At 46.3% G+C, this 24,133-nt stretch carries 21 protein-coding genes; 4 read left to right on the top strand and 17 right to left on the bottom strand.

The genetic code is table 11. The annotated features are described in order from the left end of the window. The first annotated feature begins 100 nt into the window (after window positions 1-100). Complete coding sequence (locus FJD32_RS12525; RefSeq protein ID WP_140906663.1) at window positions 101-1,483, top strand: Na+/H+ antiporter NhaC family protein; 1,383 nt, start codon at window positions 101-103, stop codon at window positions 1,481-1,483. Between the two features lie 213 nt (window positions 1,484-1,696). Here FJD32_RS12525 and FJD32_RS12520 read toward each other — a convergent pair whose 3' ends face one another. From FJD32_RS12520 to FJD32_RS12445, 17 genes are all read right to left on the bottom strand, one after another. Beyond that, window positions 1,697-1,912: a DUF2897 family protein gene (locus FJD32_RS12520; protein ID WP_037418741.1), complete on the bottom strand. Its 216-nt coding sequence runs from the start codon at window positions 1,910-1,912 to the stop codon at window positions 1,697-1,699. A gap of 28 nt (window positions 1,913-1,940) precedes the next feature. Then, on the bottom strand, window positions 1,941-2,678 hold the full coding sequence (kdsB, locus tag FJD32_RS12515; protein ID WP_011622622.1) for an 8-amino-3,8-dideoxy-manno-octulosonate cytidylyltransferase KdsB: 738 nt from the start codon (window positions 2,676-2,678) through the stop codon (window positions 1,941-1,943). 82 nt (window positions 2,679-2,760) lie between these two features. Continuing rightward, window positions 2,761-3,831 carry a 3-deoxy-alpha-D-manno-octulosonate 8-oxidase KdnB gene (kdnB, locus tag FJD32_RS12510; protein ID WP_140906662.1) on the bottom strand — a complete coding sequence of 357 codons (1,071 nt, stop codon included), beginning with the start codon at window positions 3,829-3,831 and terminating at the stop codon, window positions 2,761-2,763. Window positions 3,832-3,850: 19 nt separating this feature from the next. After that, the gene (kdnA, locus tag FJD32_RS12505; RefSeq protein ID WP_037418748.1) at window positions 3,851-5,038 is read right to left on the bottom strand and encodes an 8-amino-3,8-dideoxy-alpha-D-manno-octulosonate transaminase KdnA; all 1,188 of its coding nucleotides are present in this window, start codon (window positions 5,036-5,038) and stop codon (window positions 3,851-3,853) included. Between the two features lie 339 nt (window positions 5,039-5,377). Next, on the bottom strand, window positions 5,378-5,983 hold the full coding sequence (gene can, locus FJD32_RS12500; protein WP_037418751.1) for a carbonate dehydratase: 606 nt from the start codon (window positions 5,981-5,983) through the stop codon (window positions 5,378-5,380). A 418-nt stretch (window positions 5,984-6,401) separates the two neighbouring features. Beyond that, window positions 6,402-6,839: a substrate-binding domain-containing protein gene (locus FJD32_RS12495; protein ID WP_037418757.1), complete on the bottom strand. Its 438-nt coding sequence runs from the start codon at window positions 6,837-6,839 to the stop codon at window positions 6,402-6,404. A 10-nt stretch (window positions 6,840-6,849) separates the two neighbouring features. Then, a complete protein-coding gene (locus FJD32_RS12490; RefSeq protein WP_140906661.1) occupies window positions 6,850-8,028 on the bottom strand; it encodes a porin in 1,179 nt (392 codons plus the stop codon). Window positions 8,029-8,270: 242 nt separating this feature from the next. Further along, window positions 8,271-9,101: an alpha/beta hydrolase gene (locus FJD32_RS12485; RefSeq protein WP_140906660.1), complete on the bottom strand. Its 831-nt coding sequence runs from the start codon at window positions 9,099-9,101 to the stop codon at window positions 8,271-8,273. Window positions 9,102-9,168: 67 nt separating this feature from the next. Further along, entirely contained in the window at window positions 9,169-9,834 is a 666-nt protein-coding gene (locus FJD32_RS12480) for a M15 family metallopeptidase (RefSeq protein WP_240200019.1), read from the bottom strand. Between the two features lie 92 nt (window positions 9,835-9,926). Continuing rightward, complete coding sequence (dapE, locus tag FJD32_RS12475; protein WP_140906659.1) at window positions 9,927-11,072, bottom strand: succinyl-diaminopimelate desuccinylase; 1,146 nt, start codon at window positions 11,070-11,072, stop codon at window positions 9,927-9,929. Further along, window positions 11,069-11,473 (bottom strand): ArsC family reductase, encoded by a 405-nt coding sequence (locus tag FJD32_RS12470; RefSeq protein ID WP_140906658.1) that lies wholly within the window; start codon window positions 11,471-11,473, stop codon window positions 11,069-11,071. Before FJD32_RS12470 ends, dapE begins: the two co-directional genes overlap by 4 nt. A gap of 184 nt (window positions 11,474-11,657) precedes the next feature. Further along, window positions 11,658-12,989, bottom strand: coding sequence for a TonB-dependent receptor (locus FJD32_RS25090; RefSeq protein ID WP_240199954.1), 1,332 nt, complete (start codon window positions 12,987-12,989; stop codon window positions 11,658-11,660). 54 nt (window positions 12,990-13,043) lie between these two features. After that, window positions 13,044-14,327, bottom strand: a complete 1,284-nt coding sequence (locus FJD32_RS25085; RefSeq protein WP_240199953.1) for a TonB-dependent receptor plug domain-containing protein — start codon at window positions 14,325-14,327, stop codon at window positions 13,044-13,046. Between the two features lie 454 nt (window positions 14,328-14,781). Then, entirely contained in the window at window positions 14,782-16,056 is a 1,275-nt protein-coding gene (gene umuC, locus FJD32_RS12460; protein ID WP_140906657.1) for a translesion error-prone DNA polymerase V subunit UmuC, read from the bottom strand. Continuing rightward, complete coding sequence (gene umuD / locus FJD32_RS12455; protein WP_229777742.1) at window positions 16,053-16,460, bottom strand: translesion error-prone DNA polymerase V autoproteolytic subunit; 408 nt, start codon at window positions 16,458-16,460, stop codon at window positions 16,053-16,055. The genes umuC and umuD overlap by 4 nt, the downstream gene beginning before the upstream one ends. Before the next feature lie 338 nt (window positions 16,461-16,798). Further along, window positions 16,799-19,297, bottom strand: a complete 2,499-nt coding sequence (locus tag FJD32_RS12450) for a glucan 1,4-alpha-glucosidase (RefSeq protein ID WP_055648303.1) — start codon at window positions 19,295-19,297, stop codon at window positions 16,799-16,801. A 129-nt stretch (window positions 19,298-19,426) separates the two neighbouring features. Continuing rightward, entirely contained in the window at window positions 19,427-20,971 is a 1,545-nt protein-coding gene (locus FJD32_RS12445) for an MFS transporter (RefSeq protein WP_231640409.1), read from the bottom strand. A 661-nt stretch (window positions 20,972-21,632) separates the two neighbouring features. On the opposite strand from FJD32_RS12445, the gene FJD32_RS12440 reads away from it, so the two are divergent. The 3 genes from FJD32_RS12440 (at window position 21,633) to FJD32_RS12430 (ending at window position 24,132) form a co-directional block, all read left to right on the top strand. Continuing rightward, window positions 21,633-21,926, top strand: coding sequence for a YciI family protein (locus FJD32_RS12440; protein ID WP_037431416.1), 294 nt, complete (start codon window positions 21,633-21,635; stop codon window positions 21,924-21,926). 88 nt (window positions 21,927-22,014) lie between these two features. Further along, window positions 22,015-22,896 (top strand): LysR family transcriptional regulator, encoded by an 882-nt coding sequence (locus tag FJD32_RS12435; protein ID WP_055648290.1) that lies wholly within the window; start codon window positions 22,015-22,017, stop codon window positions 22,894-22,896. A gap of 138 nt (window positions 22,897-23,034) precedes the next feature. Beyond that, window positions 23,035-24,132 (top strand): alkene reductase, encoded by a 1,098-nt coding sequence (locus FJD32_RS12430; RefSeq protein WP_140906656.1) that lies wholly within the window; start codon window positions 23,035-23,037, stop codon window positions 24,130-24,132. Window position 24,133: the final 1 nt, after the last annotated feature.

The raw sequence follows: 24,133 nt of genomic DNA, 5'->3' as shown, positions 1-24,133 counted from the left end.
ATCATGAAGCAGCAATATTGGCGTCCGTTATCGAGGTGATTTCAGGCGCTGTTCTAAAAACTTTTGCCTTTTAGGCGACTTATTTAGAGGACCTAAGTGCATGTCTGAACCGACAGCGTTAAGTCTTATTCCACCTTTGGTGGTATTGGTGTTGGCCATTTGGTTACGCCGCCCCATTTTATCTTTGATCATTGGTGCGGTAACGGGTTTTTTGTTACTTGATCCAACGCAAGTTTTAAATAATTTTGCAAGTACTTCATTAAAAGTCATGGCCGATGAAACTATCGGTTGGTTGATTTTGGTGTGTGGCTGTTTTGGTGCCTTAATTGCGCTGTTAGTACGTACTGGCGGTGCTTTGGCATTTGGTCGAAATGCATTGAAATTTGCAAAAGGGCCAAGATCTTCCCTGTTTATGACCTTTATTCTGGGGATTGTGATTTTTATTGATGACTATCTGAATGCGCTAACTGTGGGTGAAACCATGAAGCGTGTAACGGATAAGTTTAAAGTCTCCCGCGAAATGCTGGCTTATGTGGTGGATTCCACAGCGGCTCCTGTGTGTGTATTAGTGCCGCTCTCCACGTGGGCGGTGTTTTTTGGTGGCTTACTGGTCGATAACGGGGTGGCCGCTGAAGGTCAGGGCATTAGCGTCTACATGCAAGCTATACCCTATATGCTTTATGCTTGGTTAGCCGTCGCGATGGTATTACTGGTTGCATTGGGCGTGGTACCTGCTATTGGCCCGATGAAAAAAGCCGAGCTGCGCGCAGCAAAAGGCGAGCCCGCTGAAGCGCAAGTCGATTTAGACCAAGTGCAAACCTCTGATGAATATGCCATCGCGGCAATTGAAGAAGAGTTTAAGCATGCTGACAATCAAGGCAAATTGCATAACTTTTTAGTGCCAATTTTATTACTGGTTGCTTTTACCGTTTATTTTGATATCGACGTGTGGAAAGGATTATTAGCGACGCTGGTTATCACGCTCCCTTACTATGCAGTTCAGCGTTTGATGCCTCTCTCAGAAATGATGGATCAAATGATTGATGGTTTTAAGAGCATGTTGCCAGCTATTGGTACTGTCATTGCGGCATTTGTGTTTAAAGATGTGTGTGATGCGCTATTACTGCCACAGTACGTGATTGAATCTTTAAGCCCATTTATGACGCCTAAGCTGCTACCTGCCGTGGTATTCCTATCAATGGCGATTTTGGCCTTTGCGACGGGTTCTAGTTGGGGAATTTTTGCAGTAACTATCCCAATTGTGATGCCACTGGCGCAATCGGTGGGTGCGGATATTCCATTAGTGATTGGTGCGCTGTTGTCGGCTTCTTCTTTTGGTAGCCAAGCGTGTTTCTACTCTGATTCAACCGTTTTAGCTGCCCAAGGCTCGGGTTGTAACTTAGTAAGCCATGCTGTGACTCAGCTACCTTATGCGCTAATTGCCGCGGTTATTGCATTCTTTGGCTTTATCCTGATTGCTTAATACGTGACTTAATACATAAAAAACCAGCTTCGGCTGGTTTTTTTATGCGCGAATGTTAATTGTAGCTTTGTGCTAACCGCTAGTTTATGGATGAATCACTTGAGTTCGTTTGTTACAAAATCTGAAGTAGGATTTAAAGGGATGGTAAGAAATGCAAAAAGGCGCCGATGCGCCTTTTTGTGAGGGGAGATCAAGATGAATGTTAATCTTAGTCTATTTGGACTGATTCGAAGACTTATCTGGATTTTGCGTTTCGTTACCATCGGCTTCGTGTGGAGGCTGAGTCATGTCGGATTTTAGTTGTTTCTCTTTATCGTGCTGACCAAACTGTGGCAGTTTGAATTTGGCACTGTATTTCAGTGCGGCAAGATTGCTGGCAATCACACCTACCACCAAAATTATAATGATCCACACTTCTAAGCTCGACATAACAACTCCTTATTGAGCAACACCCTGATTAATCAACGGCTAAACGCTGCTCACACTTACGAATATCTTCTGGCGTGTCAACTTCGATTGAGTCGAAGGCACTGATAGCGACTTTGATCTTATGGCCATGTTCTAGGGCGCGTAGCTGCTCTAACTTTTCAAGATCTTCGAGGCGGCCTAATGGTAGGGCTGCAAAGGCTTGCACAAATCTGCGTGTGTAAGCATACACGCCTAAGTGCTTGTAAACTGGATAATCTTTGGTATCGCGACCGAAGGGAATACGCGCGCGGGAGAAATACAGCGCGTAATAGTCGTTATCGAACACCATCTTCACATGCATAGGATCGTCAAGTTCGGCCTTGTTGACAATTTCATAGCCGAGGGTCGCCATTTCAAACTCGCCTGGGTGACGTTCGAAGAGGCTGATCACTTGCTCGATGGAAGTCGGGTCGATTAGGGGTTGGTCGCCCTGAAGGTTGATGACCAGATCGTCATCCTTTAAACCTAATTGGTTAATCGCATCATTGATACGGTCTGTGCCCGATGCCGCATCAGGGCTGGTCATGACCACTTTGCCGCCAAAACCTTCAACAGCGCTTTTAATACGCTCATCATCGGTTGCAACGTAAATATTGGTGAGGCCTTTGGCTAACGACGCGCGTTCATACACGTGTTGGATCATCGGCTTGCCGTTAATCGGGGCTAAGGGCTTGCCCGGGAAGCGGCTTGAACCATAACGCGCCGGGATTAACAGAGTCACATTCATTAAATTATCCTACTTTATCAGAGATATGCAGTGTAGATAGACAAAAGGGCTCACAATGAGCCCTTGTCATCTGCTTGAGAGCTTAAATGCGACGGAACAGAGCAGTCAACATTTCGTCAGTGACTTTCTCTTCCCATGTTGGGCCGTACACGTTTGCCCATAATGGACCCATGCTCTTAGTCACGGCAACCATTTTCGCGATGGTTTCATCTGGCAGATCTTTACAGATGTTCTTCGGCAGAGTGATGTTGTGTTTCTTCATCATCTGACGGAACTCTGCCACACCTTCTGGGTAGAATTCTTCTAACACGTCAAAGGCGATACAGTTACCGATACCATGGTGGTAGCCGAGGATGTAAGACAGACCATAGGATACCGCGTGGCATGCACCTACTTGGCTGTAAGCGATACTCATACCGCCCATAAATGACGCCATCATCAGCTTGTCGTCTTTTTCTGGGTGATCTTCTAAGTACACTTGGCGGCAAAGCTCCATGGCTTTTTCGGCATAGGCTTTAGAGAATTCGTTTAAGAAGGTACCTTCTAAGGATTCCACACAGTGGATATAGCAATCCATACCGGTGTAGAACCACTGGTCAGTTTCAACGCCATCGATTAACTCTGAGTCCATGATGATTTGGTCGAACACTGTATAATCTGAGTTCAGACCCAGTTTACGCACTGGACCACACAATACCGCTGTGCGTGATGCTTCAGCACCGGTACCAGAAATTGTTGGAATACCAATGTGGTGTACCGCTGGTTTTTTGATTAAATCCCAACCTTGGTACATGGCTGAGCCGCCTGGATTGGTCAGCATTAGTGATACCGCTTTCGCTACGTCCATGGTTGAACCGCCACCTAAACCGACGACGCTCACTGGCAGTTTGCTATTGAAAGCTTGCACTTGTTCGGTCAGGGCATCGATTTGAATCGTGCTTGGCTCTTCATCAACGTTAACCCAAATCAGTAAGTCTTGGGCTTTGACTGGGATGCGTGCTTCGAGTGGTTTGCCTTGGTGAACGTCATCGACTAAAAATACCACGTAGTCATCGTCGGTTTTACGCTGGGCAGCTAAGACGTCGTCTAACTGAGCGAAAGAGCCACGACCGAAGATCATCTTTTCAACTACTTTAAAATTTTTAAAACTCATTGCAAAAACTCCCGTTTAATTATTGGGCAAATGCTTTCTTAATGTTTTCAATACGCTCGGCAATCTGAGCATCGGTCCAAGACAATTTAATGAGCATAGAAATAGTGCGGCTCATAATGGCATCAGATTTCGGCACAGAAATTTGAGTATAGTCAGGTCGGTCGGCGATTAATGTGATTGGTAACGCAGCAGGGGCCTTAAGCTCCTGAATGTGTTTCCAGTTTTTCAGATAATGCCAGTTGTTCACGTACCAGTAGAAGCAGCCATCTACACCATTTGCAGCTAATTTCTTGCTGATTTCTTGGGTACGGGCTTCTGTTGGTAACATAAAGCTTAAGAAGCCAGCTGAATCACCCTCTGGATCGGGGATTTCGCGGAAGCTGACTTCAGGAATGCTCGCCATAGCTTCTTTAATGGCTTTTTTGTTTTTACGTTGAATGTCGATAATGGTATCGAGTTTACGTAACTGGGCTAACCCTAAGGCCGCATTCATTTCAGAGATACGGAAATTCAGACCCATAATCGGGTGTGACTCGGCGCCACGGTCTTTACCAATATGGTCATGGCCGTGATCGGAGAACTGGTGGGCGTTATCGTAAATTTCGGTATTATTGGTGATCACCGCGCCGCCTTCACCACAGGTGATGGTTTTAACAGAATCGAAAGAGTAACAACCTACATCACCGATAGTACCAAGGGCTTGGCCCTTGTAGCTGCCGCCAATGGCTTGGCAAGCATCTTCTAACAATACTAAGTTGTGCTTTTTACAAATGGCTTTGATTTCGTCCATCTTGGCCATAGAGCCACACATGTGTACTAAGTTTACCGCTTTAGTACGTGGAGTAATTGCCGCTTCAATGCCTTCTGGTGATAAACACAGGGTTTCGTCGATTTCGGCAAAAATCGGTACTGCACCGGCCATGAAAATCGCTTCTACAGACGCTACGAAGGTAAAAGGTGGCACGATAACTTCATCGCCAGCGCCAATGCCCGCGGCCATCATCGCCGTTTGCAGCGCGGCGGTACCGCTTGATAACAGATGAGCATGCTTAACATTCATTTTCTCGCAGAGCAGTTGCTCCATATCGCGAGTCTTCCAGCGATCATTACGCATATGGTCGAAGTTATAACGGAAGGTAAAGCCGTGCTCCATCACATCGGCAACTTCTTGTTTTTCTTCTGGACCAAATAATTCAAAACCGGGCATGGAAGGTATCTCCTTAGAATTTGTGGCGCATGGTCGCGCTGCAATTAACTGGCGGATTATAACTGGGCTAAAGATCCCTTGCGATGTTTTCTTGATGAAAATAAGGTCATGTTGAGATTTCGCGCTTAGTTTTTGCTCACTTAGCAAGACTAGATGAATGAAATGATAAATGTTGTCTAACGCGATGAAGTGAAATGGTCTCCTTGAGATAGATTTGGGTCATTCCTCGTAAATGAATAGCGAGTCTTTGCCTTTAGGGCGTAAAACCAAAAACCTGCACAGTGGCAGGTTTTTGTGGCGTCAGTTGGGCCGTTAATGGCACATCATACGACGAAAGACTTACACGACTTGTGCACGGTCTACCGTAACATCAAGATCCGTTAATAGACCATTATCGATACCGTAAATCCACCCATGGACAGCCAGTTCTTGGCCGCGAGACCAGGCTTCTTGCACGATAGTACTGCTGGTCACATTGGAAACCTGTTCAATCACATTGAGCTCACACAGGCGATCAAAACGTTTGGCTTCATCCATTTGCATTAATTCATCATGATGTAGGCGATAGACATCGCGCAAATGGCCGAGCCAGTTATCGATAAGTCCAAGGCGCTGATTACCCATTGCGGCACGTACACCACCGCAGCCGTAGTGACCGACGACCATAATATGTTTCACTTTAAGCACATCGATGGCGTATTGCAGTACTGACAGGCAGTTAAGATCGGTATGGATCACCATGTTGGCAATATTGCGGTGAACAAAGACTTCGCCAGGCATTAAATCGATGATTTGGTTAGAAGGGACTCGGCTGTCTGAACAACCAATCCAGAGATACTCAGGGTTTTGCTGTTTTGCCAGTTGTTCAAAAAAATCAGGGTGTTCTTGACTGATGCGTCCGGCCCAACGGCGGTTATTATCGAATAAGGGTTTGAGTAGTTTCATTTTAACCTATTGTTTTATAGACATATTAAAATGTCTTTTGCCCTAAATGATGCAAGCCGCATCTTTTTTGCGATTGAGTATACCAGCAAAATCGTGGCCTCTGGTCTATCCAATTAAGTTTAAACTCAGGTTTGAACGTGACTTAATTCCATCAACAGTTAAATAATTTTGTCTAATGCTTTGAATTTTTGGACAAAATTTATTTAGCCTGCGCCTAAGAGCTCAATGTTACTGTTGGCAAAAGAGGGAACACGGGAATGAATGGGTAAATCTGTTATTGCGCATGGCGCAATCACGCAGAACTTTTCGTTAAACTTAGACCGGGTTTGTATATATCTATATGATTTAAATGCTTAATGTAAAAATTCGATGCCTTCTTATTGAAAGAAGGCATCAATAGGTACAATCAGGTTAATCCCTAAAACTTACCTACAACTTTGACATTGGGCGTCACTTCTGCTGCATCCACAAAGCCGATCATATTTGGATTGGCGGCGACGAGAGTAAGAATCTCAGCACTGGATTCGACCACTTTAGGCGGTTGTCCTTGTCCAGAAAATACGAGTTTTGACCAATAGGCTTTTAACTGACTTTCTGTTTTATTGAGGATTTGTTTTACAAAGGCTTCCCTGACAGGTGAGCCTTCCGCTTGATCGAGTGCGACAATCGTGCCTCCTGTCGAAAAGGTTTTAAGCTTTCCCGAATAAATTCTTGAAATATCGGCAGCTGATATCTCTGAACTGTTCGAAGGGTGAACGATTACGGCGATTTCCGCTTGAGCCCATTGACTGAGCAATAGGAGTGCACACAAGCTGATTGGCTTGACGATGTATTTAGCAATGTGAGGTAAATTCATAAATGACTCCTTAGAAAACAAGATCAACAGCCATGCTTAAGAGTTGTTCGTCGGAGGTCGGCTTATCATTACTGTAATTGGTGTATTCCAGTTTTAGCGCCGCAGAGGGATGAAAATCCCAGCGGGTTCCGATGATGTAATAGGAACTATCCTCTTGTTGTGCTTCTAATGCGGCTTTCGTTCCCATCACTAATGGCGCGAGAGCTGCTTGATTGGCCGGTGGTAGGGCGTTGTAGACAGGCAACATTGCATCATAGGCATCATATTGTGGGTCACCTTTATCAATGCCATAGGTTAAATGAAAGGTAAAATCATGGTAACGAACACCCGCTGAAACAAAGGCAGAATCTTGAATATTAAAACTGCTAGGGTCGACATCTATTCGGGTGTATTCCGCTAATATAAACCACTTTCCTGCGTCATATTTCACGTTAGCGCCAATAAGTAAGGCACTATCCTCTATCGCTAATAAGTCATTTACAACTTGATCATCGAATAAACCTGTTTGGGAAATGGCTTCACCCAAACTAAGTAGTGCTGGCAGTTCATATGAGAAATCCGTGACTATCCCCACATTTAAACCGTACTCAAATCCAGCGGTGCTAAAATTGAAGTTCATAATATGGCCCTTGGCGGAAAAGGGCGCTGGGGGCGTTGATGAACCGACAGGCGCATAGTCAGATACCGATGTCGTAATATATTTATAGGTTAAGCCAACTTCAGTATTGCCCCATAAATCTGAATAAACTAAACCAACGCCTTCGCCAGAATTAAAGGGGAGCGAATAGACTCCCCTTGGTGGCGTTATCCAATGGTAGGCATAGCCAACATCGATATAATCGGAATATTTGTAAAGATTAAATCGTTGTCTTCCAGCCATTAGCATCAACTTATCGCTAATGTCATAGGAAATATAAGCCCACTCAAACTCTGCACTATAATCGTCACTGCCACGGGAGAGGACTTGTGCGGTTGCGCGTAAGCCGCTCCCTAAATCTGCAGCAAATTGTAATGCGACTTTGGAGTCATTATTAAAGTCGATTTCTTTATCATAACCGTAGTAACTTTTATCATCGGATAAACTTGAGCCAGCAACAATGGAGGCAAAGCCGTTTATTTCAACATTCGCGTGAAGGGATGGAATATAGAGTGCGGTCAACACACCTAATGCAACTGTACTTTTTCTCATGTTAGGAAACCTTTTTGAGGGAATACAGTTTAAAGGTAGTTGAATTTTTGGTGTTTTCACGATTTTGCAACATTTTTAAGGGCAGTTAACAAATCGATGTTTGTTAAGCCTCAAGTGGGATAGCACTCCAAGATTATTGGAAAAGGTTTCGAGTAATAGGCAAAAGACTCATTCTTATTGAGGGTTCTAGAATATGAATCTGTTGGAGCATGGGTGACATGCTCTAACCATCATGGTGCGTATTAAGCGTATTGGCTCAGAAATGCTAATAATTGCTGATTAACAAATTCGGCTTGTTCTAGACTTGAAATATGGCCAGCATTTGGAATATGCACTAATTGGCTGCCATTGATGGCATCACTCATCAAATAACTTTCTAAAACACTGCGCGCCTTGTCTTCTACACCCACCATGATTAAGCAAGGTAAGGTAAATTGTTCGGCAAATTCTAGGGTATCGCGCCGACCAAAAATAATCCGTCCAAGTTTTACTATGTCGGGAATGCGTTCTGGCGTTAGCGCAGCTAAGTCGCTTTCAAAACGTTGCACTAATTCGGGATTATTCGTTTTGGCATTATCTGCAAAAAACAGCGGTGAAATTGCATTGATAAGTGCTGGCGGAATACTGCCAGCGGTTTGGATCATGTCTAACATCCCAAAATATTTGGCACGGGTGATTTCTGGCTCAAAACCAATAAAACTGTCCAGCATGGCAAGCGTCTTGACGCGAGCAGGCGCCTTAAGCACCAGCTCTGCCCCCCACATGGCGCCCACGGATAAACCGATGAGGGAAAATGTCTCAATCTCAAGGGCGTCCATCAGGGCTAACATATGCTCACTAATGTCTAGCAGACTATGGCAGTTTTCCGGTACGGCTGCTGATTGGCCGTGTCCCCAGAGATCGGGTACGATACAGCGGTAGCTTTTGCTTAAGAGCGCAATTTGTGGTGCCCACATGGCGCTGTCCCACAGGTAGCTGTGGCCAAATAACAGGGCAGGGCCTGTGCCAATATCAAGGTAACTAAGTTGGCTACCCGCGATGCTAATTTGTTGTCTGTATGATGATAAATCCATAAAACCTACTTAATCTATAAAACCAAAAACGGGAAGGGACGTCGGCTAAAACGTTCAGAAAAAGCCATTAAGGCTGCGCAATCCGATGTACATATTCCGCTACTAACTCGGGTAAACGCCGGATCACGGCGTCTTTTAGCAACATATCGCTCTGCTGGATAACCTGCGCTAAGGCCTGCTCCTCAAATTGGGGTAACAGGGTTTGAGACACGGGGAAATAGCTAATATGCCAAGGCTCTGCACTTACCGCGCTTTGGCCTTTCTGGAACGGAAAATAAAACCCAAAATCCTTGGCATTAGCCACTAGCCACTGGTGCAAGTGGGCGCAGGGGCCGCCGTCACGGTATTCGGCGTCCACCAGACGCAGGGATTTGACCTCAATTTGCTCGGCATCAAATACATCGATATCCGTTCCCCAATGGTGACGCGAAGCACCAGGCAGTGCCGACCAGAGTAAGATCAAATCGACTAACTCATCATCGCTGAGCGGCGCGATATCCACGGGCTGCTCATTGATATCCAGGACCACTCGTTTACCGCTGGCCTTGGCATTCCAAATGGCGAGTTGCCGATCGAAGGGGCGATAGGCAGAGCAAATCGCTAGCTTAATACCGTCTTTGGCGGCACTGTCGGCCATTGCCTGAAAGGCAAGGGCGGTTTGTGACTCTAACTTAAACCGCGTTTCTCGCTGATGATAGGGGCTGAGTAACTCAACGAGCACTAAGTCGCTCATTGAGTCAGAGTCTAGATCCGCTGTTAAACCTGTCTCTCCCCTTGGCTCTAGACCATAGAGCAGGGCTTTTTTTGCCGTGATAGCCATGGTATTTAACACAGTAACTGTTCCAAAATCACTTCATAACACAGCGCTAATTGCTCTAGATCGTCTACCTTCACGCACTCGTTCACTTTATGGATTGTGGCGTTTACTGGGCCAAGTTCCAACACTTTGGCGCCCGTTGGCGCAATAAAGCGCCCATCGGAGGTGCCGCCGGTGGTTTGTGGATCGGTATCATAGCCCGTGACTTGACGAATAGCATGGCGGGTCGCGTCTAACAGTGGGCCTTCGCCGGTTAAAAAGGGTAAGCCATTGAAAGTCCAACTAATGTCATAATCCAGTTCGTGGGCGGTTAATAAGGCTTCCACACGCTCGATGAGTATCTCGGCGGTCACTTCGGTGGAATAGCGGAAGTTAAACATCACCTCCAAGGCGCCTGGGATCACGTTCGATGCGCCTGTGCCGCCGTTAATGTTGGCGATTTGCATGCTGGTGGGCGGGAAGAATTCGTTGCCATTATCCCAATGGGTTTGGCTTAACTCAGCTAAAAAGGGGGCGGCTTTGTGGATAGGGTTATCCGCAAGGTGCGGATAGGCCACATGGCCTTGAATACCTTTAACGGTTAAGTTGGCGGTGAGACTGCCACGGCGGCCATTTTTAACCACATCACCGAGTTTTAAGGTCGACGAGGGTTCACCCACCAGCGCCCAAGTGATTTTTTCATTACGGGCTTCTAAGGTATCGATAACCCGTGTGGTGCCATTGATAAAGGGGCCTTCTTCATCGCTGGTGATCAAAAAAGCGATCGAGCCAGAATGATTTGGGTGCTTAGCCACAAAACGTTCGGTTGCGACGATCATGGCGGCGAGCGAGCCTTTCATATCGGCAGCACCGCGACCATACAGATAACCGTCAATAATGGTTGGCTCAAAGGGTGGGGTATGCCAGCGGCTTAAATCGCCTGTTGGTACGACATCGGTATGGCCGGCAAAACAAAATACCGGGCCTGTATTACCTCGCCGCGCCCACATATTGGTGGTGTCTTCAAAGACCATGGGCTCAATATTAAAGCCTATGGCGGCAAGACGTTCGGCCATTAAGCTTTGACAGCCTTCATCTAGCGGTGTGACCGAAGGACGAGCGATTAACGCTTTAGTCAGTTCGGTAACCGGGTGAGTGTTCGAAGCGAGCGTCATAGGGAAAACACCTTCTTATATTCGGCTTCGTTAAAGCCCACTAGCACTTGTTCACCCAAAACCAGCACTGGCCGCTTGATCAGTGTCGGGTGAGTGAGCATTAGTTGAATGGCTTTGGCTTGGTCGATATCCGCTTTATCGGCATCACTTAAGGCGCGAAAACTGGTACTGCGTTTATTAAAGACGGTTTCCCATCCGGCAATTTGACACCAATGCTGCAGATCCTTTTCTGCTAATCCATCTTCCCTAAAGTCATGGAAGTTGACCGAAAGTTGATGGGTTTCAATCCATTTACGTGCTTTACGCACAGTATCGCAATTTTTAATACCAAAAAGGGTCAAGATGATGCTCCTATCGAGGGGCGCCGTTGGCACGTATTGATTTTGCTCGCATTGTGGCATTGTGCGCTGGATGCTACAAGGGGATATTGCCTAGGGTATGTTGAGAATAAGGTAAGATAGCCGCAAAGATTTGATAGGTGGTCGATGTAGGTAAAAGTGAAATATTTGATGTTAATTTGGGTATCAGTATGCAAATAAAAAGCCGAGCAAATATGCTCGGCTTTGTCTTTGGAAATGTTTTTAATTAAAAGTTCATTTCCAGAGCGAGGTAATACTCACGGCCTACTACGTTGTAGTAAGAACGTGGATAATGTGGCCACGATGACTGGGTTTGATCAATCTCAGGGCCAGCATCAAACAAGTTGTTGATGCCGGTTGAGATTTTTAGTGCATCGTTGACAAGATAACTTGCTGACCAGTTCACTTCAACATGGCTGTCGATCGTTACGCTGTAATCTGCGTCCAGACCATTTTCGACAAAGTAATCCATGCGATCGCCATTCATGCTGTCAGTGTATTTGAACAATAAGTTAGTCGCAAAATCGTTATAGCTCCAACCTAAGTTCAAGTTACCGCGGATTTTAGGCGCTGAACCTTCACCATCAATAAGATCTAATGCCTCTGAATCTGGGGTTAATTGCTCTTCCCATTTCAGTAAGTAGGTGCCTTCTAAGCGGGCGGTTAAATCACCTAAGTTGGCAGTTTCATAGCGATAACCGATAGAGAAGTCGATACCAGAGGTTTTTTGTGATGACATGTTAATCGCTTGGGTATTCACCTGGATTAACTTGCCATTCGCATCACGTATAATTTTGTCTGTAAATGCATCTGAATGATCCAGAATATATTGAGCGCTAGGATCATTCACTAGGTTATCGATTTCAACAATCCAGTAATCTAATGTCAGATTGAGATCGTTGTAATCCCATACCATACCAAGGTTATAGTTTTTACCTGTTTCAGCTTCTAACTCAGGGTTAGCACCAATGGTAATTGGCAAGGATTCGATCTTATCGCAAGCAGGACCAGGGCCAGAGGCTTCACAAGTAGGAGTATCAATCACAGTACTATAGGCTGACGTGGGTTCTCCAAATAAACGCTGCATATCTGGAGCACGGAAAGTCTCTGCATATAGACCACGTAGCAGTAAGCTGTCGATAGGACGGTATTCTACAGCCACTTGAGGACTGAATTGACCACCCACATCTGATTCGTCATCGTAATAGTCGTAACGGCCAGCTAAGGTCACTGTGAGGTTTTCAATCACAGGAACAGCCACTTCAGCGTAGCTAGCATATTGTTCACGTTCACCTTGAGCGCTGCTACCGCCTTTACCCATGACACCGCCGTTAGTGGTAAAGCTATCGGATTTGTCATAAAACCATTCTTTGCCATATTCGATACCAGCAGCATAAGCTACGGCGCCTGCTGGTAATTCAAAGACTTCGCCACTAATACCGGCGTTAAAGCTTGATAGGGTTGATTGACCTTTTTTACCACCTTGATAATCCAGCATGGCGGCATCTTCATTGGAAATAACATCCAATAGAGAATGACCATTGGTTCCTTCGGTCAAATAATCCCACATACTTTGGTAAGTTGGTGAACCCGTTGTGGTAGATTCTACGGTTTAGCGGGCAATAGACCAAGATGTGTCATATTCGATGCCTTCAGTCAGATAACCTTTACCACCGATCAAGAACGAGAAGTTATTGGTTTCAAAATCGGAAGTACGTGGACCTAACTCTGACATACGACGAGTGTAGAAATATTCTCCGTCGGCTGCGCTGGCAAAATCACCGCCAAAGGCTGATGATTTTTTGAAGGTTTGTGAGAGGCCTTTTGACTTGTTGTAGATAGTGACATCATCGCCAACTACTTTATATTTAAAGTCATCACCGACAGTTGCTGACTCAATTTCGGTAAAAGTTGAGGCATGTGTATAGTCAATTCGGGAGTAGAGCTGATGGTCATCATTCAGTTCTTTGGTGAGGTTCACCATAGTTGAATAGCGTTTTTGTTCTGGAGAGAAATCCCGTTGTGGCGAGCGATCAAAACCGCAGCGACCATTGGACATCACTTGATAACCACGTGCCTCACATTCTGCAGCAGATAAGGTTTTAAACAGTTTATTATCGCTGGTGACAATGTTCGCACCATATGAACTGTAAGCCGCATAAGGGTTGCCCGGAACGATATCTGTTCCCCATTCTGGGCGATCTGTTCCTTTTAAGGCTTGACGGTCTTCGTATTCGGCGAAGAAAGTTAGGTTCGCTTTATCGCTGCTTACGCCCGTCATAAAGGAGAATTGGTTGTTTTGTAAGCCACCATCAACGGTATCGGAGAAGCGATATTTCAAGGTGCTTTGCTCAACATCTTTTTTCAAGATAATGTTGATAACGCCGCCCATGGCATCCGAGCCGTAAATGGCTGATGCACCTGTGGTTAAGATCTCAATGCGTTCAATCGCTCCTAACGGAATGTTTGCGGTATCGACAAAACTATCTGTACCACCGGCCCCAAAAGGATATTTAGGTACGCGTTTACCATTGATGAGGGTGAGAACGCGTCCAGCGCCAACACCACGAAGATTTACAGCAGATGCAGCTGGGGTGAAACCATGAACTTCTTGCTGAGTCATGGAGCCGCCAGAGTTTTGCGATAGGTTACCTAAAACATCTTGGACTGAGTTAAACCCGCCTTTTTCAATGTCGGCTGCACTGACAACCACTACAGGTGAAGCATTCTCAAGATCGGTACGCTTAATACGTGAACCAGTTACTTCGATACGCTCAACTTTATCCTCGGCAACCGCGGTTTCATCAGCTGCGAAAACCAATGGTGATAAAGATGTTGATACTAAAGCAAGTAAACTAAAACGAACCGCACGTGCAACGGTTGTTTGCGTAATCATATTTTCATTCCCTTAACAATGCCGTGATGATCAGGAAGGGTTTCATCAAGGCTTATATTTTATGTGCAACTGCCCTCCATAGTCGGAAAACTATCATTAACAACTTTAATATCAACAGCTTAATTGTTTGTTTTGTGTTAATCGCATGTTGCTAATGTAAACTTGCAGAAGCTAATTAAGGTTGGCTTGAAGTAATAAGATGCGGTGCTGCATGTGAAAAAGGCTAGATTGTATCGCAATGTAACGTAACATCATCTTTACAATGTCAATCTTTAGGCTGAATGTTTTGTTTAGGTCAGTTTTGAATAATGTGATCGCTATCAATTTAAGATTAAAGGTGTTAATAGCATGAATCTTATTAGATGTTGAAATATAGACCATTATTGACTGTGTTTTAGCGGATTTAACAAATGGAACAGCTCTAGCATATTATTTCGTTGTTCATGCTTATGGCTTATTTTATTATCGGAATATGTCTCCATTGGGTAGTGTAGCGGGGAGAGAGTTGACCACGCTTCATTCTCCAATCGGCATTCAGTCCTTGTCCTGCAAATTGAATACTTCCTTTACCACTGTGATTGATACCATCAAGCAGTTTCATCAATTCTTTACTTTTAGGTTGTGGTTTGGCCTCGTCAAACAAGCCTAATTGAAACACGCCTGGCGCATAAAAATCTCCTAACATGACACCAGCTTTAGCATAGGCGGGACCTGTACGCCAAAGCCGATGCAATAGCCGCTGCGCTAACTCGATAAAATCACGGGTATCGTCACTAGGAGACACAAGATGTCCAGTCAATGCTTGGCTATATTGGGGCTGATGTTGAGTGAAATAACTGCTGCGAATAAACACTGATAAGGTGCGGGCAAACTGCCCCTCCGCTCGCAATTTCTCGCAGGCCCTAAAGGTATAGTCACTGATAGCCTGCTGCATCGCTTCAAAGGTGGTAATACGTGCGCCAAAGGAGCGCGAGCTGATGATTTGCTGCTTTGTCGCTACCACCTGCTGAATATCATCACAGGCAATACCGTTAAGCTCGTACACCGTTCGCTCAACCATGACGGAAAAATTGTCTCGGATAAGTTTAGGATGGGCATCTGCAAGCTGTAGAGCGGTATGGATGCCCATCAGTTTTAAACGTTGCGCAATTTTTCGGCCAATGCCCCAAACTTCATCAATGGGAGTGAGTGCCATTAACCGACGTTGGCGTTCTTTATCGCGTAAATCGACAACGCCTTGGGTGGCGGGATACTGTTTGGCGGCATAGTTAGCTAGCTTGGCTAAGGTTTTGCTCGGTCCAATTCCTACGCAGACACTGATGCCAATCCATTGCTGGATCCGCTGACGAATATCCGTGGCTAACTGGTTAATATCTTGACATTTATCGAGCCGAGACAGGTCCAAAAAAGCCTCATCGATTGAGTAGACTTCTACCCTAGGCACCATTTGCTCAAGTGTGGTCATGACGCGATTTGAAATATCAGCGTAAAGGGCATAGTTGGACGAAAATACCGCCACATTATGGGCGCGGATCATCTCCATCACTTGATAAACCGGCACGGCCATTTTTATGCCTAATTGCTTTGCTTCCGATGAACGCGCGACGACACAACCATCGTTATTTGACAGCACAACGATAGGTTTGCCCTGTAGATCGGGCCGAAACATACGCTCACAGGACGCATAAAAATTATTACAGTCTACGAGGGCGAATAAGTTGGCGGTCATTTGAGTTTTTTCACCACACAAGTCACGACACCGAATAGGTCTAACTCTGACTCGTGGCTGAGTGGAATTGCACTGTAGGCCGGATTACATGGCAATAATTGCACCACAGGACGTAATTGCAATTGCTTTACCGTAAATTCCCCATTGATGGCCGCCACTACAATATCTCCATGGGTGGCTTGTAAGGCTCGGTCAACCACTAATATATCACCAGAGGAAATTCCGGCATCGACCATCGAATCGCCTTGAACTTTGACAAAAAAGGTTGCGGTGGGGTGTTTGATACAAAGCTCATTTAGATCAAGCGATTGCTCAATATAATCATTGGCGGGAGAAGGAAATCCCGCCGCCACCGATGTGCTAAAGAAAGGGTATTGGATTTTTGATTGTTCAGGAGTAACCATGATCATATGCATCTAGATACTGTACATATACACAGTATAAGCTAACTTTAGCACATGTCGAAGGCGTTTATGTCATGTATTTGCTTAAGTAAACAATCACCCTATTGGAGTCTCGTGATCAAGCTGACTGACTTATGTAAGTCAATTTTTTATTGAAGTAACGGCAATAAAAACAAGTATTCACATAAAAACAGAGAATGCTTTTACGGTGCGCAGAATGGATGATGTGGGGCAAATTAAAGGTATTAAGTCGGTGCTGAATGATATGCCGCTTGTGATCATAAAGCCCGCAAAACTGAGGTTTTGCGGGCTTTACTCACAGGTATCAGCCTTAAAAATTATTTCAACGCCTCAGGGACGATGGGGTAGTTATCCCATACACGGCCGTCGCTCATTGAACGTACCAGCTTGATATATTCAGCATGGGTCCAGGCGAGCGGGGTGGCGGAGTTAGTGCCTTGGCCGAGTTGATATTGGTAACGAGTGGCGTTACCCACACCGTCCCATGCTTGTTCGGGGAGCATTAGACCCGCGTTGGCGAAGGTTTCCATCCCTTGCACATAGGTATTGATAAGTTGCTGCTTGGTTTGCTGTGCGTGAGCACCGCTTAGCTCTCCCTTGGCGCTGGCAAGGGCCAATTCAAAATGCCCACGCTCGCCAGTAAAGAAGGGCCAGACGCGGCCGCGTTGGTTGTCGCTATTACTGCCCGATTCGGCGTAGTTTGCGCCGGTTATAGTGTCTTCACCGTAGCCATCGTTACCGTAACGTCTAAAGCCTGGAACGCTGCTGCCATCCTTTGCCATAAAGTTGTATTTGAGGCGTAAATTGTCCTCAAGCTCGGTATTATCCACCAGCGCTAGGCTTTGATTAATCAGCTTATCGGTGGCGCCACGCACGCCATAGCGCACCAGTTCTAAAAAGCCGCCATCGAGGATCTGACGTTGATCTAATCCCGCACGGCCATTATTGGCGGCGAGTTGCTCGGCGCTGTTTGGCTCACCGTTGGGGCTTAATCGCAGATAATAAGGCGCCTTAATACCTTGGCTATCCGTGAGCAAACCTTGGGTCGTCACTAAGTGTTTTTCAAGTTGTTGATTAAGCGTTTTAGCGGTCGCGAGATAACGTTGACTGGCATCGCTGTCGTTTACTGCCTTGGCAATATCACTCGCGGCCACTAAGCCTGCGATCACTGCGGCCGTGGTGGAGGGCGAATAACCTGCCTGTTCTTCCCAACGTTCTTGTTGGGTTTTTGGTGGCGTAATTTGGGTGTGATTCCAGTCAAGATTGACTTCGCCGCCGCTGACTAAAAAGTCCGCCGCAGCTTTTAACATCTCTTGATACCAATGGTTAAGTTCAGCTTGACTGAGTACGCCTGCCTGCCAGAGTTTCCAGCCGAGCATGATAGGCATCGCCGTTTGGTCGAGCTGTACGCCCACCCATTCAATTTGGCCGTCCACATGGGTCTTTTGTAAAAACCAACCGGGTGTGCCGCTAAAGCCTGGGGTTTTATCGCTCACTTGCACCTTTTTAAGGTATTCAAAGGCGACTTTAGGCGTTTGGGTATCGCCCATGGCGAGAAATGCCATGGCGCATTGATAAAAGTCGCGCGGCCAAACAGCCTTGTAGCCCGTGCTGGGTGTGACAGCAGGGACGGTATCGCCCCAAGGATTAGAAAGCGAAGCGATAAGGGCGCCCGCGTAGGTTTTATCTTCCTGCGCCTTGAGTACCATGGCACTGGTATACAGCAGCTTGCCATTATCTGTTGTGCTTTGCGCCATAGCTGGCATCGCGGGCAGCGATTGTAAATAACTGTGCCAACCAGCGTTGTATTGACTCAGCACTGCGTCATACCCCGCCGTTAAGCTGGCGTTGGCATTGGCTAAACTGCTGGCCTCATCCTGGCCAAAACCAATCGCCAAATTCACATTAAGAGCTTGATTCGCTTGGAGTGCGGGATAACTGGCGGTAAAAGCAATGTTGCCTTGAGTCGGATTTTCGGCGCTGCTGGTGGCCTGATACAGCGTATCGAGCTTACCGTTATCGGCTAAATCGGCCAAACCGTCGGATACACCGACAAAACCGGTGGTCGCCTGCGCAAAGTCGATATCCGATTTCACCGTCATCACGCTGCTGTGGGGATTCGCCGTACGAGCGATAAGGGCTTGATGATCGATTCTGCCAATATCATTCGCGCCCGCATTATCGATATGGGGATTAACGTATAAATGCGGTGTGATGCCCGCTTCAAAGGCGGTAAACGTCACGCGCATCATCAGCGTATCGCGGTCGGGATCGGTAAAGATATGCTTTTCTATCTGATACTTACCTTCAACGTCGCGATTGATAATCTTATAGGCCAAGGATTGTGGGCGACCGTTAGCATCGGTATCTAAGTATTCAATGCTGCTGATCGTGTTGTCTTTTTCGGTATCGACGAAGCCATTGCCGGTGATCACAAATTGCAACTCTTTGAGCTGAGCGTTGTGAATAAGGCCATACATGGTTTCGGTTAAAATCCCCTGCGCGATGGAGAACCACACGCGGCTAATGGGATTTTGCGCGCTATCCTGGTATTGCCCTTGAGTATAAGGCTCATAGGAAGTGCCGATACCGGTTTTGCCGGAGAACGCCCAGGTCGGGGCTTTGCCGGGGGCGCCGGGGGCAATTTGTACGTCTGTAGCTTTGGTGACGGTCGGTGTTGATGTGTCTGCATTGGGGGCCGAGGGGGAGCAGCCCATTAAGCTGGTAACGCCGATAAGGCTTGCGGCAATTGCGAGTGCAATCGGCTTACGAGTTAAGCTGCGAGCCTGCTGCAAAGGTACTGTTGTCGATGCCATATTCATCAAAATCTCCCCAATTAATAGATGGTGCTAATTGCGATTTATTCTTGTTGTAAGCTATGTGGCTATACGTATTGGCGTTTAGCTGCCCAAACGCCAAGAGTGCCGAGTTGTAGGATCTGCGATTTACGCTTGAGTGTGCTGAGTATTCGGCTGCTCAACAAAGAGCACGGCAATCCCGGCGCAGAGCATGAGGACGCCGCCGGTGATCAGGGCATAGATGGGTTGACCATCAAATAATCCATTGAGGATTACGCCTAAGACGCTGGCGGCAAGGAGCTGTGGGATCACGATAAAGAAGTTAAAAATTCCCATATACACGCCCATTTTTTTCGGCGGTAAGGTGCTGGATAACATCGCGTAGGGGATAGATAGAATTGAGGCCCAGGCAATACCCACCCCTATCATCGGCAGCCATAGCAGGCTGGGATCCTTGATAAAATAGAAACTGATTAAGCCAAAACCACCGCAGAACATATTGAAGGTATGGGTGAGTTTGATCCCGATCCGTTTGGCAAGTAGCGGAATAAACAGCGCCGCAATGGCCGAAAATCCATTGTAGGAGGCGAATAGTACGCCCACCCAATCGGCACCATTATTGTAGGCCGGGGATAACACATCGCTGCTGCCAAAGTGATAAGACGTCACCGCCGAGGTGGTGTATATCCACATCGCAAAAAGCGCGAACCAAGAGAAAAACTGCACTATCGCTAATTGATGCATGGCCTTAGGCATATGGAATAAATCATCGACCACATTAAAGACAATGCCCAGTTGCGAACGTTGTGAGGGCGTTGATTTACCTAAGCGCAGGGCGCAGTAAAGTTGCAATGGGCCAAAGGCAAAAATCCCTAAGGTTAAAATATACAGCTGCTTATCTAAATCCTGCGTCCACACCGCAAGCGTTAGTAGCGCGCCTACCGTCATCCAAACGATAGCGGCAAATTGATAATTCTTGTGGGTGCGAGTGCGATGTTGTTGCTCATCTATGCCTGCGTCAGCATTGCTATGGAAGGCGGCAAGTTCATCGGGGGAATATTCTTTGGTGGACACAACAGTCCAAGCCACACTGAGAAACAGCACGGCGCCACCAAAATAGAAGGCATAACGCACCGAATCGGCTATTTCGCCCGCTGGCGCGGTGTTGGCGACAGCAAAGAAGTTACTGAGAATATAGGGCAGGGCCGAGGCCACAACTGCACCGATGCCAATAAAAAAGCTTTGCATGGCATAACCTTGGGTGCGCTGCTTGGGAGGCAAATTATCCCCCACAAAGGCACGGAAGGGTTCCATGGCGATATTGATTGAGGCATCCATAATCCACAGCATGCCCGCGGCAATCCATAACGTAGGGGAATGCGGCATCACAAATATCGCAAGCGTCGTACAAATAGCGCCGATTAAAAAATACGGCCGACGGCGACCTAAGCGCCCCCAAGTATTATCGCTCAGATAACCAATAATAGGTTGAACCAGCAGACCAGTTAACGGTGCGGCAATCCACAGGATGGGAATTTCATCGATAGAGGCGCCAAGGGTTTGGAAAATGCGACTGACGTTGGCATTTTGCAGGGCAAAACCGAATTGGATCCCCAAAAAACCAAAGCACATATTAAAAATTTGCCAGAAATTTAGCTCGGGTTGTAGCTTATGTACGGCGCGATGCACCATCTTGGGTGAGACACTTTTTAATGGGGTAATCGTTTGTTGATCCGTGGACATGCAACTTCCCTTCAGTAGCGGACAGCAGTGCTGCCTTGAGTCATTTATCGTTATAATTTGAAAGCTTAATCAATAGCTTTGGCTCAGTTTACGCATTATTGTGCCAGTTCGGTTTGGTCGCTATAAAGGTGTGTTTTGATGCTAAAAAATAGCGAATATACCTCTCCCTCAGAAGCATATTCGCCAATAAATTCATTTTCATACTCTATGATGCAAATGCTCAGAAGCAGAAAAGAACCTAAGCCTGACAGCTATCCTCAAAGGCAACCACCAGAAACGACCTCACAGTGTTCAACCCCACAAGCAGAGGGTGGAACTAGCGAATTTATAGTAGCCGCAGCGTCGATTGACGCACAACCGCTTACATACGTATTCATCATCCATTGATAACTCAAGTTAAACAGCCGTGTAACCTAATAGCAGCCTATTTTACACTCCTATGGGGTTGTGTGGGTATCCAGTCAGTGGCTAAAGTGTCAGCAGCAGTGAGCAATAGACGCATTATGCGATTGATACTGCAAAAATAATGGAACAGTATGTCAGCAGATGCTCTCATGTAATCATGGTTAGCACCTGTCAAAATCGATTATGTTTTGAATAAAGGATATCTATGTTTGTTATCACCTTAACCTACAAAAAGCCGCTGGCAGATGTTGAGTTACATTTAGCTGCTCATATTGATTATCTTGATGCGTATTACGCCAAGGGCGTTTTTATCGCTTCGGGCCGTAAGGTGCCACGCACGGGCGGTGTGATCTTCGCTAAGGCGGAGTCGCGTGCAGTACTCGAGGCTATTTTGCAGCAAGATCCTTTCTATACCGAAGACGTGGCTGAATTTGATGTGGTGGAATTTGTACCAACCAAAGCCGCCGCAGGATTCGAGCAACTCATTGAGACACTTTAGTGATTTTTGCAAATTGTAAAATACAGATATTTATACCAATGATATTTGCTATAAATGCAATAATTGCGGGTGTGGTGCGAGAAATAAAATGAAAACACGGTCCGATGATTTAGAAATACTGCTTGCTGTCGTCGACAGTGGTGGTTTTTCGGCGGCAGCTGAACTGTTAGATATTCAAGTTGCCCGCGTGTCTCGGGCGGTGAGCAAGGTTGAAAGCCAAGTTGGCGTTTCTATTTTAAATCGCACGACTCGCCGGATCGAATTAACCGAGGAAGGTCGCCAGTTTGTTGAAGCCATCCGAATTGGCTTATTACAGATCCAGCAAGCTGAAGAGGAGATCATCACTCGTGGAGAGCTACCGAGAGGCCGTTTACGTGTCGATGCCGCAAGTCCCTTTGTGTTTCATCAATTAGTGCCGCTTATCCAGCCATTTAAGCAAACCTATCCCGATATTGAATTGGAACTCACCTCCAACGAAGGTTTTGTCGATTTGCTTGAAAAGAAAACCGATCTCGCGATCCGCATTGGCAACTTAACGGATTCGACTTTGCATGCTAGGCCACTTGGGAAAAGCTTGCTGTACATTGTAGCCTCACCAGATTACCTATCAAGGCGCGGTTTTCCCAATAAAAGCAGCGATCTTATTCACCACGATTTGCTGGGATTTTCTACCCCTAAAACCCTCAATGATTGGCCACTGAACGGATTTACTCGGTTTACACCTACATTAACCTCAAGTAACGGTGAAACGTTAAGGCAGCTTGCATTAACGGGTAATGGTATTGCCTGCTTATCGGGATTTATGGTGAAAAAGGATATCGCTGAGGGGCGTTTAATCCCCTTATTGGAGAGTGAAAAAATCACCAATACCGGCCGAGAGCAGATCAATGCGGTGTACTATAAATCTTCTACCGTCGCGAAACGTATCTCGGCCTTTATTGATTTTATTCAGCCTAAGCTAACCCTGTAAGCGGTAGGGCAACACTTGTCGTATTGACGTGTTAGTGAACATTTTTGCATTTACAACAAAAATCATTTGTCTTTATTGCGCTCAATGTCTCTTGTTGAGTTTGCTAGTATGTTTGCAACGAAATGAGAGGGTTATATTATGACGCAATCACTGTTTCAACCGATCACCTTGGGTGCATTAACACTCAAAAACCGCATCGTTATGCCGCCAATGACTCGTTCAAGAGCCAGTCAGCCAGGCGATGTGGCCAATCATATGATGGCAACCTATTATGCTCAGCGTGCGAGTGCGGGGCTCATTGTCTCTGAAGGCACACAGATTTCTCCAACTGCAAAAGGGTATGCTTGGACTCCTGGTATTTATACTCCCGAACAGATCGCGGGCTGGCGTATCGTCACTGAGGCAGTTCATGCCAAGAACGGAGTGATTTTTGCTCAGTTATGGCATGTAGGCCGAGTCACCCATCCTGACAATATTGGTGGGCAACAACCGATTTCTTCATCCGCATTAAAAGCGGAAAACGTAAAAGTGTTTGTCGATAACGGCACTGATGAACCTGGTTTTGTTGATGTCGTTGCGCCTCTGGCAATGACGAAGGCTGATATTGCGCAAGTGATCGCCGATTATCGTCAAGCAGCGCTCAATGCTATGGCGGCTGGCTTTGATGGCATTGAACTCCACGCCGCTAATGGCTATTTGATCAACCAATTTATTGATTCCGAAGCCAACAACCGTAGTGATGAGTACGGCGGTAGCCTTGAAAATCGCCTACGTTTTTTAGACGAAGTGGTTACGGCATTGGTCGATGCTATTGGTGCTGAGCGAGTGGGTGTGCGTTTAGCGCCCCTTACGACCCTCAATGGTACTGTGGATGCGGACCCGATTTTGACCTATACAGCTGCCGCTGCGTTACTTAACAAACATCGCATTGTTTATCTACATATTGCCGAGGTGGATTGGGATGATGCACCTGATACGCCACGCTCATTCAAACAAGCATTGCGTGAGGCTTATCAGGGCGTGCTGATTTATGCCGGACGATACAACGCTCACACAGCGGAGCAAGCTATTAACGATGGTCTGGCTGATATGATTGGTTTTGGACGACCTTTTATTGCCAATCCGGATTTACCCGAGCGGCTAAAACACGGCTATCCGTTGGCTGAGCATGACCCAACAACGCTGTTTGGTGGTGGCGAAAAAGGGTTAACTGACTATCCAACTTATCAAGCCTAGG

Origin of the sequence: Shewanella sp. LC6 (assembly GCF_006385735.2) — a bacterium.
Lineage (GTDB): Bacteria > Pseudomonadota > Gammaproteobacteria > Enterobacterales > Shewanellaceae > Shewanella > Shewanella xiamenensis.
The sequence above is the reverse complement of the archived record's forward strand: the minus strand, read 5'-3'. Positions and strand labels throughout refer to the sequence as shown.

What these genes read in the sequence shown, in the direction of transcription:
- kdnA (WP_037418748.1), bottom strand. Translation starts at nt 5,038, where the DNA reads ATGCCCGGTTTTGAATTATTTGGTCCAGAAGAAAAACAAGAAGTTGCC.
- FJD32_RS12445 (WP_231640409.1), bottom strand. Translation starts at nt 20,971, where the DNA reads ATGGTGCATCGCGCCGTACATAAGCTACAACCCGAGCTAAATTTCTGG.
- can (WP_037418751.1), bottom strand. Translation starts at nt 5,983, where the DNA reads ATGAAACTACTCAAACCCTTATTCGATAATAACCGCCGTTGGGCCGGA.
- FJD32_RS12440 (WP_037431416.1), top strand. Translation starts at nt 21,633, where the DNA reads ATGTTTGTTATCACCTTAACCTACAAAAAGCCGCTGGCAGATGTTGAG.
- FJD32_RS12485 (WP_140906660.1), bottom strand. Translation starts at nt 9,101, where the DNA reads ATGGATTTATCATCATACAGACAACAAATTAGCATCGCGGGTAGCCAA.
- FJD32_RS12520 (WP_037418741.1), bottom strand. Translation starts at nt 1,912, where the DNA reads ATGTCGAGCTTAGAAGTGTGGATCATTATAATTTTGGTGGTAGGTGTG.
- FJD32_RS12490 (WP_140906661.1), bottom strand. Translation starts at nt 8,028, where the DNA reads ATGAGAAAAAGTACAGTTGCATTAGGTGTGTTGACCGCACTCTATATT.
- FJD32_RS12435 (WP_055648290.1), top strand. Translation starts at nt 22,015, where the DNA reads ATGAAAACACGGTCCGATGATTTAGAAATACTGCTTGCTGTCGTCGAC.
- umuD (WP_229777742.1), bottom strand. Translation starts at nt 16,460, where the DNA reads ATGGTTACTCCTGAACAATCAAAAATCCAATACCCTTTCTTTAGCACA.
- kdnB (WP_140906662.1), bottom strand. Translation starts at nt 3,831, where the DNA reads ATGAGTTTTAAAAATTTTAAAGTAGTTGAAAAGATGATCTTCGGTCGT.
- FJD32_RS12495 (WP_037418757.1), bottom strand. Translation starts at nt 6,839, where the DNA reads ATGAATTTACCTCACATTGCTAAATACATCGTCAAGCCAATCAGCTTG.
- FJD32_RS12430 (WP_140906656.1), top strand. Translation starts at nt 23,035, where the DNA reads ATGACGCAATCACTGTTTCAACCGATCACCTTGGGTGCATTAACACTC.
- FJD32_RS12450 (WP_055648303.1), bottom strand. Translation starts at nt 19,297, where the DNA reads ATGGCATCGACAACAGTACCTTTGCAGCAGGCTCGCAGCTTAACTCGT.
- FJD32_RS12470 (WP_140906658.1), bottom strand. Translation starts at nt 11,473, where the DNA reads ATGCCACAATGCGAGCAAAATCAATACGTGCCAACGGCGCCCCTCGAT.
- kdsB (WP_011622622.1), bottom strand. Translation starts at nt 2,678, where the DNA reads ATGAATGTGACTCTGTTAATCCCGGCGCGTTATGGTTCAAGCCGCTTC.
- dapE (WP_140906659.1), bottom strand. Translation starts at nt 11,072, where the DNA reads ATGACGCTCGCTTCGAACACTCACCCGGTTACCGAACTGACTAAAGCG.
- FJD32_RS12480 (WP_240200019.1), bottom strand. Translation starts at nt 9,834, where the DNA reads ATGAGCGACTTAGTGCTCGTTGAGTTACTCAGCCCCTATCATCAGCGA.
- FJD32_RS12525 (WP_140906663.1), top strand. Translation starts at nt 101, where the DNA reads ATGTCTGAACCGACAGCGTTAAGTCTTATTCCACCTTTGGTGGTATTG.
- FJD32_RS25085 (WP_240199953.1), bottom strand. Translation starts at nt 14,327, where the DNA reads ATGATTACGCAAACAACCGTTGCACGTGCGGTTCGTTTTAGTTTACTT.
- umuC (WP_140906657.1), bottom strand. Translation starts at nt 16,056, where the DNA reads ATGACCGCCAACTTATTCGCCCTCGTAGACTGTAATAATTTTTATGCG.